Origin of the sequence: Saccharospirillum salsuginis, from assembly GCF_014651855.1 — a bacterium.
GTDB classification, from domain to species: domain Bacteria; phylum Pseudomonadota; class Gammaproteobacteria; order Pseudomonadales; family Natronospirillaceae; genus Saccharospirillum; species Saccharospirillum salsuginis.
The window spans coordinates 1-17,376 of record NZ_BMXR01000019.1 but is presented as its reverse complement, the minus strand read 5'-3'; the positions used below and the strand labels follow the sequence as shown (position 1 = coordinate 17,376).

Sequence of the window (17,376 nt, the reverse complement as noted above, 5' to 3'; positions counted from 1 at the left end):
GCGCCGTGTCAGGATGACTCGGCGCGAACGTGAACCGTCAGACCGTGCACCTGTTCTACCCGCACAGATTGGCCCGCCGTCAGCGGCTGCTCACTCACGGCATTCCAGCGCTCACCGTTGAGTCGGACATGACCGCGATAGTGGCCTTCCCGGTCGGGCTCGAAGTCGTCGAGCACTTCGACGTCTTCCTCTCCGGCCCGTTCCATACCGGTGGCGACCGGCCGATGGCGAATGGTCAGAAAGCGGGTGACCGCCCAGAGCAGAAAACCGCCTGCCACCGCGGCCGTGCCACCGATGAGCGGCAGGGAGACATCCTGATGGCTGCCGTCCATCAGGATGACGGATCCCACCACGAAAGCGGCGATCCCGCCGACTCCCAGAATGCCGAAACTGGGCATGAATGCTTCTCCGACGATAAAGGCCATACCCAGCAGGATCAGCGCCAGGCCGGCGTAATTGACCGAGAGCACCTGGAAGGCGAACAGCGCCAGGATCAGGCAGATCACGCCGATGACCCCCGGGTAGAGCGCGCCAGGGTTCGACAACTCGAAAATGATGCCGTAGAAACCGATGATCATGAGGAAATAGGCGACATTCGGGTCGGTGATGACCGACAGCAATTCTGTGCGCCAGTCCGGATCGAACCGGGTCAGTGTGAGATCGGCGGTATTCAGCGTCACATCGCCCAGTACGGTCGACACGGTTCGTCCGTCAATTTGCGTAAGCAGATCGGATATATTCGTCGCAACAAGGTCGGCGACATTATTGGCCACGGCATCTTCGGCGCCCAAATTGACGGCCTCGCGCACCGCTTCTTCGGCCCAATCCGCATTGCGGCCGTGGCGTTCAGCGAGTTCCCGAATATAGGCGACGGCGTCTTCCAACACCTTGCGTTCCATGGCAGTGCCGCCACGTCTGGGTTCTTCACCGCCGCCCGATTCCTGATCCGTCTCCTGACCGGAACCGTCGCCGGAGGGCTCCTGCCCGGACGATTCGTCGTCACCGGTCGTCGGTTCACCCGCCGGCTCAGTCGGCGACTCGCCATCCCCGGGTTCGGGGGCGCCCGGCAACCCGCCCATTTGCACCGGCGTGGCGGAACCCAGGTGGGTGGCGGGTGCCATCGCCGCGACATGGCTGGCCAGGAAAATGTAGGTCCCGGCACTGGCCGCCCGGGCACCGGATGGACTGACGTAGGTCGCCACCGGAACCGGTGACGCCAGGATATCCTGGATAATACCGCGCATGGACTGCATCAACCCGCCGGGCGTATCCATGGCGATAATCACCAGCCGTGCCCCCTCGTCCTCGGCCCGTTCCAGGCCGCGGCCGATGTAGTCCATGGTCGCCGGACCGATGGCGCCATCCACCGTTATCACGAGAGCGGTACCCGGCTGCGTCGTCCCGTCTTCTTCGGCCAGCACGGTTTTAACGGTGCCGGCCATTAACACAGCCAGTCCGACCATAAAGACCGCCAACCAAAACAAGGCGCGAGAGCGACTGTTGGGTGTCGCTGGGTGCTCTGTCATCCATAACTCCTGTCACGAGATTCAGTGATCAAGCTGTATCATCGTGACCCAAGCATAGCAGGGGTTCTCTGGAACGACAGAATTCACTCTGGAGGCGGGTTAATCGCCTGGATTCAAGTCCGAATGCTCGTCTTCCGCCACCTTGAAGCGACCGACCAGCCGGTTCAGGCTTTCGCTGAGTTCGTCCATGCGTTCGCAGTACTCGGCACTGCGCTGGGCCTCCTGATCGGTCTGTTGGCCGGTTTGCGCTACCGTGCGTGTGCGTTCACTGACCTGAGCGGTGATCGCCTGCTGGCCTTTGGCCGCCTCGCCGATCTCCTGATTCATGCGCTCGACCTGCTCGATCACCTCGACCATGAGCGTCAGTTGTTGGCGCGCTCCACGTGCTTTTTCCAGCGCTGCGTCGCTGTTGTCCTGGCTGGATTTCATGAAGGTCGTTGCCTTTGCGGAGCCAGCTTGCACCTGCTCAACCACATGCTGAATGTCCGAGGTACTCTGCTGGGTGCGTGAGGCCAGTGCGCGCACCTCTTCGGCGACCACGGCGAAGCCCCGTCCCTGTTCCCCGGCCCGTGCGGCTTCGATGGCGGCATTGAGCGCCAGCAGATTGGTTTGCTCGGCGATGCCGTTGATCACATCCAACACCGAATCCACCTGTTCGATATCCTCGGCCAGCGACTCGATCAGACCGGCTCCTTGGCCGACATCAGCGGCGAGCTTCTCGAAGGCGGCGATGGTCTCGCCGACCTGTGCGTGGGTGTTGCGCCCGGTTTGGATCGCCTCCAGCGCCTGGTTGGCCGAATGCTGAGCTTGCTGCGCGACCTCGTCGACCGAGGCGGCTAGCGTGTCCATATCCTCGGCCAGCCGGTCGGTGTCGCGACGCTGCTGATCGCTGTAATCCTTGGTCGTATGGGCACTGTGACTCAGGGCGCGGCTCTGTTCGCCGAGTTGCTCGCTCGCCTGGCGAATGTGCACGATCATGCCCTGAATCTTCTCGATAAAGGCGTTGAACTGGTTGGCGAGTGTACCCAGCTCGTCGGTACGTCGGGAGACGATGCGACGCGTCAGATCGCCCTCGCCTTCGGCAATGTCGACGACCCGCTGAGTGATGGCCTGAACCGGCTTGACCACCACGGAACGCACCATCCAGACCAGGCCGGCGAAACTCAGAATCACGATGACAATCGCAACCGCCATGGCCTGCAGCACCTGATCGACAATGCTGTCGGTCTGGGCGCGGGATTGTTCGATCAAGGTTCGGGTTCGGGCCTTGAAGGCGTCGATGGAGGAACCCAGCGCGTCGATGGACGCCTCCACTTCCGACACACGGCCAAGCGCCTGGTTTCGGGCTTCCAGTTGCTCCACGCGGGTGTCGAACAGGCGAGGTTCGTTGATGCGCTGTTCCAGCAAAGCCTGATAACCCTGGTAAAGCTCGAGGATATCGCCCTCGGTGGTCGGATCCTCGACCATCAGACGCAAGGTCTCGAAGGTCGACAGCCCCGACTGCATCAAATCCTCGATATCCACTCGCAATGATTTCAGCTCGCCCAGGTCCTGCACCGACATGTAGTTGATCAACGACAACTCCAGCGATAACAAATCCTGTTTGACGTTTTGCGCCTCGATCACGATCGGATAATCGCTGGCGAACATGTTGATCAACTGAATCAGGCTCGACAGCCCTTCGATCAGCTCGGCCGAATCCGCGCGGTAAGCCTCGATGGCCGCCTGGTTGTTGTTGCGCCGTTCGATCATTTGGCGCTGCAGCCCGGCGATATCCGCCACCACCCGGTCCAGGCGCTGTCGTTCGGCCAACAGACCGTCCACGTCCTGCCGGGTTTCCGGCAACACACGAACCAGTTGCTGGGCGGCGCTTTCGAACCTGGGCGTCAGCGCCTGAATGGCACTCAGGGTTTCGTCGACCGACGCCAGATCCCCGGCCGACAACAGGGCGGACGCCCCATTCGAGGTGGACAGGAAGTTGGCGCTGAGTTGTTCGAGCAGGTCGCCACTCTCGTTCACCCGCTGCACCAGTTGATTGAATTGCTCATTGGCGCGACGCATGCCGGACTGGGTGTAGACAAAGACACCGGCGATGACCAGGGCCACCACCAGGATCAAGCCGGCCACTCGGGCACCAATACCGCGCAGGTACGCTCGCTGAAATCGGGCTGTCATCTCGGGATCCTCCACCATTCAACGTATGCGACCGACCTGCCAGGCTTGCAGCAGGGCATCGTAAGGGACGGTCTCGCCTTGCGGTTTCTCGTTGGCGAGTTCGGGCTTCGGAGCACCCGGCTGGTTCAGCCAAAAGTCCGCGCCACGGGTGCGTTCCATGTCCTCGATTCGCGGTGCGCAGGTGTCGGTCTGAAAGGTCCGTTCCATGATGCTCATCACCCGATCCTGTTCGGTGGCCAGTTGATCGAGCGCGGCCTGGACCGATTTGTCTCCGGCGATGGCGTCGGCGATGTTGGGCCACCACCGCTCGGAGAGTTTGGGATAGTCCGGCACGTTGACGCCGGTGGGCGTCCATGCCTTGCGCGCCGGGCTGCGATAGAACTCAACCAGACCGCCGAGCCTGGGGGCGACCTCGGTCATGGCGCGGGAATTCAAGTCGGATTCGCGGATCGGGGTCAGTCCGACCAGTGTTTTTTTCAGTGAGACTGTTTTCGACGTAGTGAACTGGGCATACAACCAGGCGGCCTGTTGACGACGCTCGCTCATGAAACGCGGGATCGTCCAGGCGCCGACATCCTGATATCCCAGCTTCATACCGTCTCGCCAGTAGGCGCCGTGCGGTGACGGTGCCATGCGCCACTTTGGGGTTCCGTCCGGATGCGTGACCGGCAGGCCGCTTTCAAGCAGGTCACTGGTGAAGGTGGTGTACCAAAAAATCTGCTGGGCGATGTTGCCCTGGGCCGGCAGAGGTCCGGCCTCTTCGAAGGTCAGATCGCGCGCCTGGGGTGGCGCGTAGTGATCCAGCCAATCGATAAAGGTTTCCAGCGCGTAGACCGCCGCCGGTGCGTTGGTGGCACCGCCACGGGCCACATGCGATCCGACCGGCTGGCAGTTTTCGACACGAATGCCCCACTCGTCGACCGGATGCCCGTTGGGCAGACCCGGGTCACCGGCCCCGGCCATGGAAAACCAGGCGTCGGTGAAGCGCCAACCCAGAGACGGGTCGCGTTTGCCGTAGTCGGAGTGGCCGTAGACGCGTTGGCCGTCGATGGTTTGTACGTGCTCGGTGAAAAATTCGGCGATGTCCTCGTAAGCCGACCAGTTGACCGGTACGCCGAGTTCATAGCCATACCGATCGCGGAAGCGTTGTTTCAGATCCGGTCGCTGAAACCAGTCATACCGGAACCAGTACAGATTGGCGAACTGCTGATCGGGCAATTGGTAGAGTTCGCCATCCGCGCCGCGAACAAAATCCAGACCGATGAAATCGTCCAGATCGAGCGTCGGCGAGGTGACCGATGCACCCGCGCCTTCCATAAAAGCCGACAGCGACAGAATCTTCCCGGATCGGAAATGGGTGCCGATGGAATCGGAATCGTTGACGAACAGATCGTACTTGTTGCTGCCGGAAATCATCTGTAGCCAGAGCTGATGAATCACATCGGCTTCGCGTACCGTCTCGTGAATTACTTCGATGCCGGTCAATTCGCTGAACGCTTTTGCCAGCACTTCACTTTCGTACTGGTGGGTGGCGATGTTTTCGCTCAACACCCTGATCGTCATGCCCTGATAAGGTCGGGCGGCTTCGATGAACCACCGCAGCTCATCGAGCTGTTGTTCGCGAGTCAGGGTAGAGGGGGTAAATTCCTGATCCAGCCAGGATTCGAGCGGGTCCGCCGATACACTGCCGACGCTAAATACCGTAAGGCTCAGGGAGACAGCAAGACGGGGGATGAGGCTTGTCATGTTCATAGGTAGGACCTTTCACTGTTAACCGGAGTTTTTATATTTATCGAATGACTCCAGCGGGAAACAGGCAGCCGCAGCTGCACGATCTATCGTGTTGGCATGAACTCCTTGGTATTGATTTCCTATGTATAAAAAAGGGGCCGACCGATCGGTCGGCCCAAAGGACTCAGCACGAAATGACTGGCAGCCTGTCGGACTTAGGGGGATCGAAGCGAGGGAGTGGGACGGCGAGACCAAATTTTTACAAATTTCGTGTGCATAGTGGGTCTATGTGCTCGAAATTTGCGGGAATTTGGGCCGTCGTCCCGCTTCCGCAGCCGATTCATCCTAAGTCCGACAGGCTGCTAGTGCTTGCTTACTCCCACGAACGAATCAGTTCGTCGTAAGAGACGGTGACGCCTTGCGGCTTTTCGTTGGCCAGCTTGGCTTTCGGAGCGCCCGGCTGGTTCAGCCAGTATTCTTCGTCGCGCTCGTCGTTCAGTTTCGGACCACAGGTGTCCTGAACGTTGGCACGCTCAAGCCGCATCATGACGCGGTCCTGGGCTTCAGCCAGACCGTCCAGCGCTTCTTCCGGTGTGGCTTCACCACTGGCGGCCTGGGCGATGTACTGCCACCACAGCTGGGCCAGTTTCGGATAGTCCGGCACGTTGGTACCGGTCGGTGACCACTGGACACGGGCCGGGCCGGCGTAGAATTCCACCAGACCACCGAGGAAGGGCGCGGCTTCTTTCATTTCCGGCGAGTTGATGTCCGATTCGCGGATCGGCGTCAGGCCAACCAGGGTCTTCTTCAGAGAGACCGTCTTGGAGGTGGTGAACTGGGCATAGAGCCAAGCCGCCAGACGACGGTCGTCCGGTGTGGAGTCGAAGAAGGTCCAGGCGCCCACGTCCTGATAACCCAGCTTCATGCCCTCTTCCCAGTACGGTCCACGCGGAGACGGCGCCATGCGCCACTTCGGAGTACCGTCCTCGTTCACAACCGGCAGACCCTCTTGCGTCATGTCGGCGGTGAAGGCGGTGTACCAGAAGATTTGCTGGGCGATGTTACCCTGGGCCGGTACCGGACCGGATTCGGAGAACGTCATGCCCTGAGCTTCCGGCGGCGCGTACTGACGCATCCAGTCGACATACTTGGTGGTCGCGTAGACGGCGGCCGGACCATTGGCGGCACCACCGCGCGATACGCTGGAACCGACCGGGCGGCAATCTTCGACCCGAATGCCCCATTCGTCGACCGGCAGACCGTTCGGCAGGCCCTTATCGCCGGCACCGGCCATGGAGAACCAGGCATCGGTGAAGCGCCAGCCCAGTGACGGGTCTTTCTTACCGTAGTCCATGTGGCCATAGACTTTTTCGCCGTCGATCTCGCCGACGTGAACGGTGAAGAATTCGGCGATGTCTTCGTAGGCCGACCAGTTGACCGGCACACCCAGGTCATAGCCATAGATGTCACGGAACTGCGCCTGCAGGTCGTCGCGCTGGAACCAGTCATAGCGGAACCAGTACAGGTTCGCGAACTGCTGGTCCGGCAGTTGGTAGAGTTTGCCGTCCGGGCCGGTGGTGAAATCCAGACCGATGAAGTCTTCCAGGTCCAGTGTCGGAGACGTCAACTCTTTGCCGTCGCCTTCCATCATGTCGGTGATGGGCACCACCTTGCCGTAACGGAAATGCGTACCGATCAGGTCGGAGTCATTCACGTAGGCATCGTAAATGTTCCGGTTGGACTGCATCTGTGTCTGCAGCTTTTCAACCACATCGCCTTCCTGGATCAGGTCGTGATTGACCTTGATGCCGGTGATTTCCTCGAACGCCTTCGCCAGCACTTCGGATTCGTACTGGTGCGTGGTTAAGGTTTCGGACGCAACGTTGATTTCCATTCCGCGAAAACGCTCGGCCGCCTGGGTGAACCAGGCCATTTCTTCCAGCTGTTGCTGGGGCGTAAGCGTGGATTCGGAAAACTCGTCGTTCACCCACTTCTGGGCCGCGTCCGAGTAGGCATCGGCCAGCGCCGAGCCGGAGCTCAGCATGACGGCCAAGGGTAAGGCTGCCAGTGCAATCTTGTTGTATTTATTGCGCATGATTTACCTCAACATAGAGTGATAATGGCTTCCGTGCCGGTTCAGTCCCTGGGATTGTGCCAGTTGATTTCACCCCCAGCGCATCAGGAAACTCATCCAGATGACACTGAGGACGGTAGCCACCGCGATGTGGACTTCCGTCAGTGCGACGAAAGCCAGGTGGATGTAGGCGCTGCTGAGCAGGCCGATAAACAGACGGTCACCCCGGGTGGTTTCCAGAGGCAGGAAACCCTTGCGTTCAACCGAGGGCGACGCGATTTGCCAGGCTGTCATGCCCACCAGAATCAGAAAGATGGACAGGAAAAACAGGGCGGTCGGTAAGGTCCAGGACATCCAGGCCATGGTGCGTTCTCCTCTTATACCCGGCCCAGGGCGAAGCCCTTGGCAACGTGGTTACGGACAAAGTAAACGACCAGCAGTCCCGGCAGAATGGTCAGCACACCGGCGGCGGCGAGCAGCCCCCAATCCATGCCGGAAGCCGAGACGGTCCGCGTCATGATGGCGGAAATCGGTTTGGCGTCGACGGACGTCAGTGTCCGCGCCAGCAACAGCTCCACCCAAGAGAACATGAAGCAGAAGAAGGCCGTGACACCGATGCCGGAGCGAATCAACGGTATGAAGATCCGGACGAAAAAGCGCGGGAACGTATAGCCGTCGATATAGGCCGTCTCGTCGATTTCGCGCGGTACGCCGCTCATAAAGCCTTCCAGGATCCAGACCGCCAACGGCACATTGAACAGGCAGTGCGCCAGGGCCACGGCGATGTGGGTGTCGAACAGACCGATCGACGAATACAGCTGGAAGAACGGCAGCAGGAACACCGCCGGCGGCGCCATCCGGTTGGACAACAACCAGAAGAACATGTGCTTGTCGCCGACGAACTTGTAGCGACTGAACGCATAAGCCGCGGGCAGCGCCACCAGCAGACTGATGACCATGTTCATGGACACATAGATCACCGAATTGACGTAACCCATGTACCAGGTCGGATCGGTGAAAATCTTGGCGTAGTTCTCCAGCGTAAAGTTCTGGGGAAAGAAAGACAGACCGCTGAGGATCTCAGTATTGGTCTTGAACGACATGTTGACCAACCAGTAGATCGGCAACAACAGCAGGACCAGGTAAAAGACCAGACCGATACGTCCACGGATGTGAGCGGACCGGGCCTTGTTGGCCGCCCGGCTTTTTACCGGGGCCTGTGGTGCGGCAGTGGCTGTCATACGCGTACCTCGTGTTGGATTCAGGCTTTGTTCTGACATCGAAACCGCCTCACTTATCTTTTTGCATGTTCATGATGGTGGTGTAGAAGACCCAGCACACCGCCAGAATGATCAGGAAGTAGACCAGGGAGAATGCGGCGGCCGGACCCAGATCGAACTGACCGATGGCCTGCGTCACCAGGGACTGACTCAGGAAGGTCGTGGATGTCCCCGGACCACCCCCGGTCAATACGAATGGCTCGGCGTAGATCATGAAGGAGTCCATGAACCGCAACAGCACACCGATGATCAATACATTGGTCAGCTTGGGCAGCTGGATATAGCGGAACACCGCCCAGCGCGAGGCTCGGTCGATGCGGGCCGCCTGGTAGTAAACTTCCGGAATGGCGCGCAGACCGCTGTAGCACAACAGGGCGACCAGTGGAGTCCAGTGCCAGACATCCATCAGCACCACCGTCAGCCAGGCGTGCATCGGGTTGGAGGCATAGTTGTAATCAATACCCAGACCGTTCATCGCCGCGCCGAACAATCCGATGTCACCACGACCGAAGATCTGCCAGATGGTGCCGACCACGTTCCAGGGAATCAGCAACGGAATGGCGACCAGAATCAACGCCAGGGAAGCGCCCCGGCCTTTGGTCGGCATCATCAGAGCCACGGCGATCCCCAAAGGGATTTCAATCGCCAGAATGGTGAACGAGAAAATGAACTGCCGCAGCAAGGCGCCATGCAGGTCGCTGTCGGTCATCACCATCTTGAACCACTCGGTGCCGACGAAGTAGCGCGTTTGCGGGTCGAAGATATCCTGAACCGAGTAGTTGACGACCGTCATCAAGGGGATGATGGCCGAGAACGCCACGATGGCGAATACCGGCAGAACCAGGAACCAGGCCTTGTTGTTCTCCACCTTGTTCATGCGTGCACCTCCACGAGATAGTCGTCCACGTAGACCTTGGTCCATTGCTCCGGAAAGCTGATGTATGCCTGGCCGGATGGCACTTTCTGGTCTTCGCTGAGCCGGGCTTTCATGACCTGGCCATGGAATTTAAAAGACAGGATCTTGTAGGTACCCAGGTCTTCCACGAAATCGACATCGACCTCATAGGCGTCATCGTTCTTACCTTCCCAGACATGGACGAACTCGGGACGGATGCCCATGGTCACCTTATGGATCCCATGTTCGTGCAGGTAATCCAGCATGTGCCGGCTGGCGGGCAGGATGGATTGTCCGAAGCGAAGATGCTCCGGCGTAACCTCAGCCTCGAAGAAATTCATGCCCGGGCTGCCGATGAAATAACCCACGAACGTATGCGCCGGGTTCTCGAACAACTGGCGCGGCGTACCGAACTGGACGATCTGCCCCTCGTACATGACGGCGATCTTGTCGGCGAAGGTGGAAGCCTCCAATTGATCGTGGGTCACATAGACCATGGTGATGTTGAACTGTTCGTGAATCTGCTTGAGCTTGCGCCGCAGCTTCCACTTCAGTTGCGGGTCGATCACGGTCAGCGGTTCGTCGAACAGGATGGCCGAGACGTCGTCGCGGACCAGGCCGCGTCCCATCGACACCTTCTGTTTCTGGTCGGCGGACAGCCCCTTGGCCTTGCGTTTGAGCTGTTCGGTCAGTTCGAGGATTTCGGCGACTTCGTAGACTTTCGATTTCACCTTGTGTTCCGGCACGCCGACATTGCGCAGCGGAAAGGCCAGGTTGTCGTACACCGTCATGGTGTCGTATACCACCGGGAACTGGAACACCTGGGCGATGTTGCGCTCTTCGGGTCTCAGTTCATTGACGCGCTTGCCATCGAACAACACTTCACCGTTGGACGGTTCGAGCAAGCCGGAAATGATGTTCAACAGGGTCGACTTGCCGCAACCGGAGGGCCCAAGCAAGGCGTAGGCGCCCCCTTGTTCCCAGACGTGCACCATTTCCCGGATGGCGTAATCTTCCGGGCCCCGGGGCTGGTCGGTGTAGGTATGCGCCAGGGTATTGAGTGTGATTTGAGCCATGCTTACATCTCTCCCAAACGTACCGGCGCATGCACCATTCGACCGCTCGGGTCGAAGGCATACAGCTTGTGGGTGGGGAAGTAGACCTTGATCTCCTGATCAACCTGGTACTCGTGCACACCGGACAGGTGCAGCACGAGATCGAAATGCGGGTTGTGGACATGCAGGAAAGTCTCGGAGCCGCTGATCTCGGCCAGATCGACCCGAACCGGCAGTTCCAGGTCGTCGTCGGCATGGGGTACCAGGCCGATGTGCGATGCGCGGACGCCGAACTGGTAACTGCCGGGCTCCAATACGCGCAGGTCGGTGTTCAGCTGGAAATGCACCGTCTCATCGAAGGTCACCTCGTTTTCGGTGACCCGCCCAGGCACCACATTGATTGGCGGCTCGGAAAACATTTCGGCGGTGATGATGTCCTGGGGCTTGTGGTAGACCTCGGCGGTCGGCCCCATTTGCAGCAGTTGCCCTTCGTGCAGCACGGCGGTATTGCCGCCCAGCGCCAGGGCTTCGTTCGGTTCTGTCGTCGCATAGACAGCGATGCAGTTGCGTGCCTTGAACAGCGCCCGTAATTCCTGGCGCAATTCCTCGCGCAGTTTGTAGTCGAGGTTCACCAGCGGTTCGTCGAACAGGATAATCTGCGAGTCCTTCACCAGCGCCCGGGCCATGGCCGTGCGCTGCTGCTGCCCGCCGGACAACTGCAGCGGCAGGCGATCCAGATAGGGATCGATGTGCAGCATTTCCGCCGTCTCCCGCACGCGACGGTCGATGGTGTGCGGATCCAGCTTGGCCAGACGCAGCGGTGAAGCGATGTTTTCGTAAACGGTCAGGTTGGGGTAGTTGATGAACTGCTGATACACCATCGAGATGTTCCGCTCGCGCACCGGCACGCCGGTGACATCCACGCCGTTCATCAGGATCCGCCCCGAGGTTGGTCGGTCGAGGCCGGCCATCAGTCGCATCAGCGTCGTCTTGCCGGCCAGGGTGCGACCGAGCAGAACGTTGAACGAGCCGGGCTCCAGTGTCAGGTCGACGTCTGAAATCCAGGTCTCGCCATCAACAACGCGCGATACATTCTGCAGCGTCAGAGACATTGTGTTTACCTTTCTTGTCGTTGTTGTTGCCACCTTTACGCGGCGACGTACGTACTTTCGATTGACGATTTTTATTCTGGCCACCGGTTTTGGCTTGTCGCTGTTCAACAGCACCGGGGCAACGGTTATGTAATCTGTATTACAAGAGGCGTGCCACAAAACGAAAATAATCGAAAAAATATCATCAACCCCCGATACCACGCGGGCTCGGTACGAGGAGAGCGATGATCGACCGGAAAAAGGGGTGATACCGGGACTGTTCACGACTGTTCAAAGTGTTCACCGGGGCACGGATGTTTGAACAATCGACCGTGAACACTCAAGAGAATGAATGCTGAATGAATTATTCCGGCGCGGTTCCTTATCCTTCTTCCAGCTTGATAAAGCCCGGAGCATTGGTGTTCAGATAGCGCGTCGAGGTTGACTTGCCCACCCCTGAGCGCACAATAGCAGGTGGCTTGTCGCTCCTTCGCCGCATGGCGATCTCGGAGCTGTAGTATGAAAAAAAGCGAACAAGAAAAAGAACACGAACCGCGCCCCAGCGAACCTTTTCAGTTTGAAGAGAGCCTCGATACGGAACAGAAGAAGCATAAAGAAGTCATTCAGGAATCCTGGTACCGGTGTGAGCAATTCGGGCTGGAGCATGGCAGCCAGCCGGATTTCGCCACCCTGCCGAAAGGCGAACTCAGCGATCGGATCGACCAGCATCACAGCCTGCTGGAGACGACCGAGAATGAAGTTCTGCCCTATTACGAAAATATCCTGAGCAATTCGGCGTGCATGATCGTACTGGCCGACCGGCAGGGTCATGTCCTGAACACCTGGGGCCAGTCCCGCTTCGGTCACGGCTCGAACCACGGCTTGATCGGCGGCAATCAATGGAGCGAAATGGGTGTCGGCACCAACGCCATCGGTACCGCGCTGGCCACCGGCCATGCGATACAAGTGGGCCGGGACGAACATTACCTGCGTGCCAACCGGTTCATGATCGGCTCCGCCTCGCCCATCTACGACACCCACAACGACCTGGTCGGCGTCCTGGACATCTCCTCGGACGCCTACCTGCCCCAGGACCACACCCTGGGCATGGTCAAACTGATGTCATTGAGCGTCGAGAATCGACTGATCTACGCGGCTTTCCAGAAAGACCACTTTATACTGACCTTCAACACCAACGTGGTCAGCCTGGACAGCCACTGGTCCGGCATCCTGGTGTTGGACGACAACGGCACTATCGTTTCCGCCAATCGGCGCGCCGAGGTGGTATTGGCCCAGGACCTCGCCCTGCTGAACGTCAATCAGGTCTTCGACTGCGAAATGCGGGAAATCAAGCACCACCCGCCCACCTTGCCGATGAAGCTCAAGGCCATGGGTCGGTATCAGATGTACGTCAAGGTGATCCCGCCGCTGGCACCGGTGATGAAAGCGCCGGACTTCCGCAATCGACCGGACTATGTGCCGCCCCCGGCCCAGGCCGACTCGGACGCCCTGCCCTACGACCTCAGCGCCTACACCGAGGCGGATACCGGGCCCGCCACCGCGGAACCCGAGCAGCCGGCCGCGGCCAGAAAGCCGGCGCCGGACACTCCGCCGATACCGGAAAACGTCATCCCCCTGGATGAACTGGAGCACGGCGACGACCGGGTACGCCGCGTCGTTCGCCAGGCCCACAAGATCATGGAGAAGGACATTCCCATCCTGATCCACGGCGAAACCGGTGCCGGTAAAGAGATACTGGTGCGAAGCCTGCACTATCACAGCAGCCGCGCCCGCGAAATGCTGGTGGCCGTCAATTGCGCCGCCATCCCGGCCGAACTGGTGGAGTCCGAACTGTTCGGTTACGAAAAAGGCGCCTTTACCGGCGCCCACACCAAGGGCTCCATCGGCCTGATCCGACGCGCCCACCGCGGCACTCTCTTCCTCGATGAAATCGGCGAGATGCCGCTGACGGTGCAATCCCGACTCTTGCGCGTGCTGCAGGAACGGGTGGTCACACCGCTGGGCTCCTCCGAAGCCTTTCCGGTCGACATTAAACTGATTTCAGCCACCAACCGGATCTTAAAGGAAGAAGTGGCCGAAGGTCGCTTTCGCCAGGACCTCTACTATCGAATCTCCGGCCTGAATATCGAACTGCCGTCGCTGCGCGACCGGGCCGACAAGAAAGCCCTGATCAAATACGTGCACGAACGGCTCCGCCAGGAAGAGCCCGGCCCGAGCCTGACCGATTCCCTGCACCAACTGCTCGACCGTCATCCCTGGCCGGGCAACATGCGGCAACTGGTCCATGTATTGAAAGTCGGCATGGCCATGGCCGATGGCGAACCACTGGAAGATTGGCACCTGCCGGATGATTTCTTCGATGAGCTGGACAAAGTGCCCACGGAGAGCGTGGCCAAGGGTGCGGACGAACCACTCGAACGCCTGATCCCCCGGTTGCTGAGGGAATACAACGGCAATGTCTCGCAGACGGCGAAAGCGGCGGGCGTGAGTCGGAATACTGTGTACAAATACGCCAGAGCGGCCGAGTAGGGTGGGCACCGCCCACCTGTTTACCCCTGCTTTATACATGCACCATTCAATGGTGGGCCGTGCCCACCCTACGGAAGAGTTGCCTTCACCGCCCGGCGCCAGCCGGTGAGCAAGCGCTCACGCACTTCGCTGTCCATCGCCGGTTCAAAACGTTTCTCGCTCTGCCACAAGGCACTTAACTCGTCGGTGGACTGATACACCCCCACCTGCAACCCGGCCAGCATGGCCGCGCCCAGTGCCGTGGTTTCGGTAATCACCGGGCGGGTTACCCGGGTATCGGTGACATCCGACAGGAACTGCATGGCCCAGTCATTAGCCGCCATGCCCCCGTCGATACGCAACTCCACCTCGCTCGCCGAACCGTCATCGAGCATGGCGCCCAACAGATCCGCCGTCTGATAGCCGACCGACTGCAAACCGGCGGTCACAATATGATCGATGCCTGTATCCCGCGTCATACCGACAATGGCGGCACGCGCGTTCGGATCCCAATGCGGCGCTCCCAAACCGGTAAAGGCCGGCACCAGATACACATGCTGGTCCGCCCCGACCCGCTCAGCCATCGCCTCACTGTCGGCCGCCTTGGCGACAAACCCGATTTGATCGCGAAGCCACTGCAACGTCGCCCCGGCCATGAAAATCGACCCTTCCAACGCATAGGTCACCTGCCCGTTCAGCCGGTACCCGACCGTGGTCAGCAACCGATGACGCGAATTCACCGGCAACACACCGGTGTTCATCACCATAAAACACCCGGTGCCGTAGGTGCTCTTGGTCATACCGATGTCGAAACAACACTGACCGAACAGCGCCGCCTGCTGATCCCCGGCGACCCCGGCGATGGGCAACTCGGCCCCGACCACATCGGCATCGGTCGTACCGAAATCCGACGCACTGTCCAACACCGTCGGCATCATCGACATCGGAATATCGAACAGATCCAGCAACGCCGAATCCCACTGCTGGGTATGAATGTTGAACAACAGCGTCCGCGACGCATTGCTGGCATCGGTCACATGCCGCTTGCCCCCGGTCAGTTTCCAGATCAGATAAGTATCCACCGTCCCGAACATCAACCGACCGGCCTGCGCCCGCTCACGGACACCGTCCACATTGTCCAGAATCCACCTGATCTTCGACGCCGAGAAATACGGATCCAGCAACAACCCCGTCTTCTCGTGTACCCAGCCTTCCACCTTGCGACGACGCAAATCATCGCAGAACCGCGCCGTCCGACGGTCCTGCCAGACAATCGCGTTATACACCGGCTCCCCGGTCTGGCGGTCCCAGACCAGCGTCGTCTCACGCTGATTGGTCATGCCCAACGCCCGGATCATCGAACGCTTATCACCGGCCGACTCCAACACAGACTGCAACGTCGACAACGTCGTCCGCCACAGATCCTCCGGATTGTGCTCAACCCAGCCGTCGGCCGGGAAATGCTGCTCGAACTCCTCCTGAGCACTGGCCTCCGTCAGGCCGCCGCGATTGAACAAAATGGTGCGGGTACTGGTCGTCCCCTGGTCAATGGCTAGTAGGTAATCAGTCATGGAAACCCCGATATGTCACAGATCGCATCGAAAGGGCTCGATACGAACACATTATTTTCTATTATTTTCGATTTTAGATTCTATACGCACAAAAACGAACTTTGAAGCGCTTTTTCATCGAACCCTGTTTCGGGGACATGGTCAGGGAAGGGATGCAGGCGTATCCTTGCGGCTTTCCGAATACAGCAAAATGGGTCGTCCGGAAGCTTCGTTCAACGTAGTGGAAAGATAAGCGACGGGTGCCCGGGGTGCTCAGGCGGGGATGTGCGCAGCATGGACTAAAACGCCGGGAGCGTTTTAGCATGAGCGCAGCGAGCCCGAAGGGTGAATCCCATGGATGGGATTCATATCCTGCGGTCAAGCCTACATGGACGTATACACGGCGACCCCGACTGAGCATCCCGGGCAACCGGTGCGGACCACAGGCAACCAACCGAACCCAGCCACCCAACAAACCACAGTAGGAAAAGAAGTGCTCGATATAACATGGTGGGCAACCGCCCTCGCCCTGGCCGCCGGCTGCTTCATCCAAACCGCCCTCGGCTTCGGCATGGCCGTCCTCGCCGCCCCCATCATCGTCATAATCCGCCCCGAATGGGTCCCGGTCGCCCTAACCGTCACCGCCCTGTCGCTCAGCCTCATGAACAGCTGGCACCACAAAAGCGACATCGACTGGCGCGCCATGGCCGCCCCCATGATCACCCGACTGCCCGGCACTATCCTCGGCGCCTGGATCCTCACCCTGTTGCCCGTCGCCGCCCTGCAAATCCTCGTCGCCGGCTGCGTCTTCATCGCCGTCCTCGTCACCGCCTTCGGCCGCGCCTTCGACGCCACCCCCACCCGGCTCGGCATCGCCGGCTTCTTCTCCGGCCTCATGGGCACCACCACCTCCATCGGCGGGCCGCCCATGGCGCTCGTCATGCAGCACGGTCTCGCCAGTGCTACCCGGGCCAACCTGTCGGTTTACTTCACCTACAGTTGTATTTTGTCGCTGATCAGTTACCAACTGGTGGGGTTGCTCACGCCCGAGTTGTGGCTGCAGAGCCTGTCCTTCCTGCCCGCCGCCCTGCTCGGCTTCTTCGCCGGGCGGCTCGCGCATGATTGGGTGGATACGCGGTTTCGGCCGTTATTGTTGGTGTTGTGTTCGATATCGGCGGTGATGGCGTTGGCCGGGGCAGTGTTTTGAACGGCCGATGTTGCTTGGGGGCCCGAGATGTCGGACTTCTTCGGCCCTACGGGTAGTTTGGAGCCAATGATTCCGTAGGGTGGGCACGGCCCACCTGGGTAGACGAACCCGTCACGATTTACTATCGACGAGAATGGCAAGACTCGGTGGTTATAGCATTGGTGGGCAGTGAGGCTGTGAGAGTATTTTTTTGCCGGCATCACATTGGTTTTAGGCTCGTTCATGCTGGTTAGAATGCCCTCCGGCACCCGCAATTGGTATTT

Annotated in this window: 12 protein-coding genes; 2 read left to right on the top strand and 10 right to left on the bottom strand. The window is 59.6% G+C overall.

Features of this window, described 5'->3' with window-relative positions; translation table 11 throughout:
* Positions 1 to 8: 8 nt before the first annotated feature.
* From IE111_RS23490 to IE111_RS23450, 9 genes are all read right to left on the bottom strand, one after another.
* A complete protein-coding gene (locus IE111_RS23490) occupies positions 9 to 1,526 on the bottom strand; it encodes an NfeD family protein (protein ID WP_229805498.1) in 1,518 nt (505 codons plus the stop codon).
* 99 nt (positions 1,527 to 1,625) lie between these two features.
* Positions 1,626 to 3,701 (bottom strand): methyl-accepting chemotaxis protein, encoded by a 2,076-nt coding sequence (locus IE111_RS23485; RefSeq protein WP_189613551.1) that lies wholly within the window; start codon positions 3,699 to 3,701, stop codon positions 1,626 to 1,628.
* A gap of 18 nt (positions 3,702 to 3,719) precedes the next feature.
* Positions 3,720 to 5,453, bottom strand: a complete 1,734-nt coding sequence (locus IE111_RS23480; protein WP_189613549.1) for an extracellular solute-binding protein — start codon at positions 5,451 to 5,453, stop codon at positions 3,720 to 3,722.
* A gap of 352 nt (positions 5,454 to 5,805) precedes the next feature.
* Complete coding sequence (locus IE111_RS23475; RefSeq protein ID WP_189613547.1) at positions 5,806 to 7,527, bottom strand: ABC transporter substrate-binding protein; 1,722 nt, start codon at positions 7,525 to 7,527, stop codon at positions 5,806 to 5,808.
* 69 nt (positions 7,528 to 7,596) lie between these two features.
* On the bottom strand, positions 7,597 to 7,869 hold the full coding sequence (locus tag IE111_RS23470) for a DUF2160 domain-containing protein (protein ID WP_189613545.1): 273 nt from the start codon (positions 7,867 to 7,869) through the stop codon (positions 7,597 to 7,599).
* Positions 7,870 to 7,883: 14 nt separating this feature from the next.
* Complete coding sequence (locus IE111_RS23465; protein ID WP_373300972.1) at positions 7,884 to 8,786, bottom strand: carbohydrate ABC transporter permease; 903 nt, start codon at positions 8,784 to 8,786, stop codon at positions 7,884 to 7,886.
* 10 nt (positions 8,787 to 8,796) lie between these two features.
* A complete protein-coding gene (locus IE111_RS23460) occupies positions 8,797 to 9,663 on the bottom strand; it encodes a carbohydrate ABC transporter permease (protein WP_189613541.1) in 867 nt (288 codons plus the stop codon).
* Positions 9,660 to 10,757, bottom strand: a complete 1,098-nt coding sequence (locus IE111_RS23455; RefSeq protein WP_189613540.1) for an ABC transporter ATP-binding protein — start codon at positions 10,755 to 10,757, stop codon at positions 9,660 to 9,662. Before IE111_RS23455 ends, IE111_RS23460 begins: the two co-directional genes overlap by 4 nt.
* Positions 10,758 to 10,759: 2 nt before the next feature.
* Positions 10,760 to 11,848 (bottom strand): ABC transporter ATP-binding protein, encoded by a 1,089-nt coding sequence (locus tag IE111_RS23450; protein ID WP_189613537.1) that lies wholly within the window; start codon positions 11,846 to 11,848, stop codon positions 10,760 to 10,762.
* 498 nt (positions 11,849 to 12,346) lie between these two features.
* On the opposite strand from IE111_RS23450, the gene IE111_RS23445 reads away from it, so the two are divergent.
* Complete coding sequence (locus IE111_RS23445) at positions 12,347 to 14,377, top strand: sigma-54-dependent Fis family transcriptional regulator (protein WP_189613535.1); 2,031 nt, start codon at positions 12,347 to 12,349, stop codon at positions 14,375 to 14,377.
* Positions 14,378 to 14,445: 68 nt separating this feature from the next.
* Here the strand turns inward: IE111_RS23445 and glpK are convergent, their stop codons facing one another.
* The gene (gene glpK, locus IE111_RS23440; RefSeq protein ID WP_189613533.1) at positions 14,446 to 15,927 is read right to left on the bottom strand and encodes a glycerol kinase GlpK; all 1,482 of its coding nucleotides are present in this window, start codon (positions 15,925 to 15,927) and stop codon (positions 14,446 to 14,448) included.
* Positions 15,928 to 16,399: 472 nt separating this feature from the next.
* Between glpK and IE111_RS23435 the strand changes: the two genes are divergently transcribed.
* The gene (locus IE111_RS23435; protein WP_189613531.1) at positions 16,400 to 17,113 is read left to right on the top strand and encodes a sulfite exporter TauE/SafE family protein; all 714 of its coding nucleotides are present in this window, start codon (positions 16,400 to 16,402) and stop codon (positions 17,111 to 17,113) included.
* The last annotated feature ends 263 nt before the right edge of the window (positions 17,114 to 17,376 follow it).

What these genes read in the sequence shown, in the direction of transcription:
- IE111_RS23490 (WP_229805498.1), bottom strand. Translation starts at nt 1,526, where the DNA reads ATGACAGAGCACCCAGCGACACCCAACAGTCGCTCTCGCGCCTTGTTT.
- IE111_RS23485 (WP_189613551.1), bottom strand. Translation starts at nt 3,701, where the DNA reads ATGACAGCCCGATTTCAGCGAGCGTACCTGCGCGGTATTGGTGCCCGA.
- IE111_RS23480 (WP_189613549.1), bottom strand. Translation starts at nt 5,453, where the DNA reads ATGAACATGACAAGCCTCATCCCCCGTCTTGCTGTCTCCCTGAGCCTT.
- IE111_RS23475 (WP_189613547.1), bottom strand. Translation starts at nt 7,527, where the DNA reads ATGCGCAATAAATACAACAAGATTGCACTGGCAGCCTTACCCTTGGCC.
- IE111_RS23470 (WP_189613545.1), bottom strand. Translation starts at nt 7,869, where the DNA reads ATGGCCTGGATGTCCTGGACCTTACCGACCGCCCTGTTTTTCCTGTCC.
- IE111_RS23465 (WP_373300972.1), bottom strand. Translation starts at nt 8,786, where the DNA reads ATGTCAGAACAAAGCCTGAATCCAACACGAGGTACGCGTATGACAGCC.
- IE111_RS23460 (WP_189613541.1), bottom strand. Translation starts at nt 9,663, where the DNA reads ATGAACAAGGTGGAGAACAACAAGGCCTGGTTCCTGGTTCTGCCGGTA.
- IE111_RS23455 (WP_189613540.1), bottom strand. Translation starts at nt 10,757, where the DNA reads ATGGCTCAAATCACACTCAATACCCTGGCGCATACCTACACCGACCAG.
- IE111_RS23450 (WP_189613537.1), bottom strand. Translation starts at nt 11,848, where the DNA reads ATGTCTCTGACGCTGCAGAATGTATCGCGCGTTGTTGATGGCGAGACC.
- IE111_RS23445 (WP_189613535.1), top strand. Translation starts at nt 12,347, where the DNA reads ATGAAAAAAAGCGAACAAGAAAAAGAACACGAACCGCGCCCCAGCGAA.
- glpK (WP_189613533.1), bottom strand. Translation starts at nt 15,927, where the DNA reads ATGACTGATTACCTACTAGCCATTGACCAGGGGACGACCAGTACCCGC.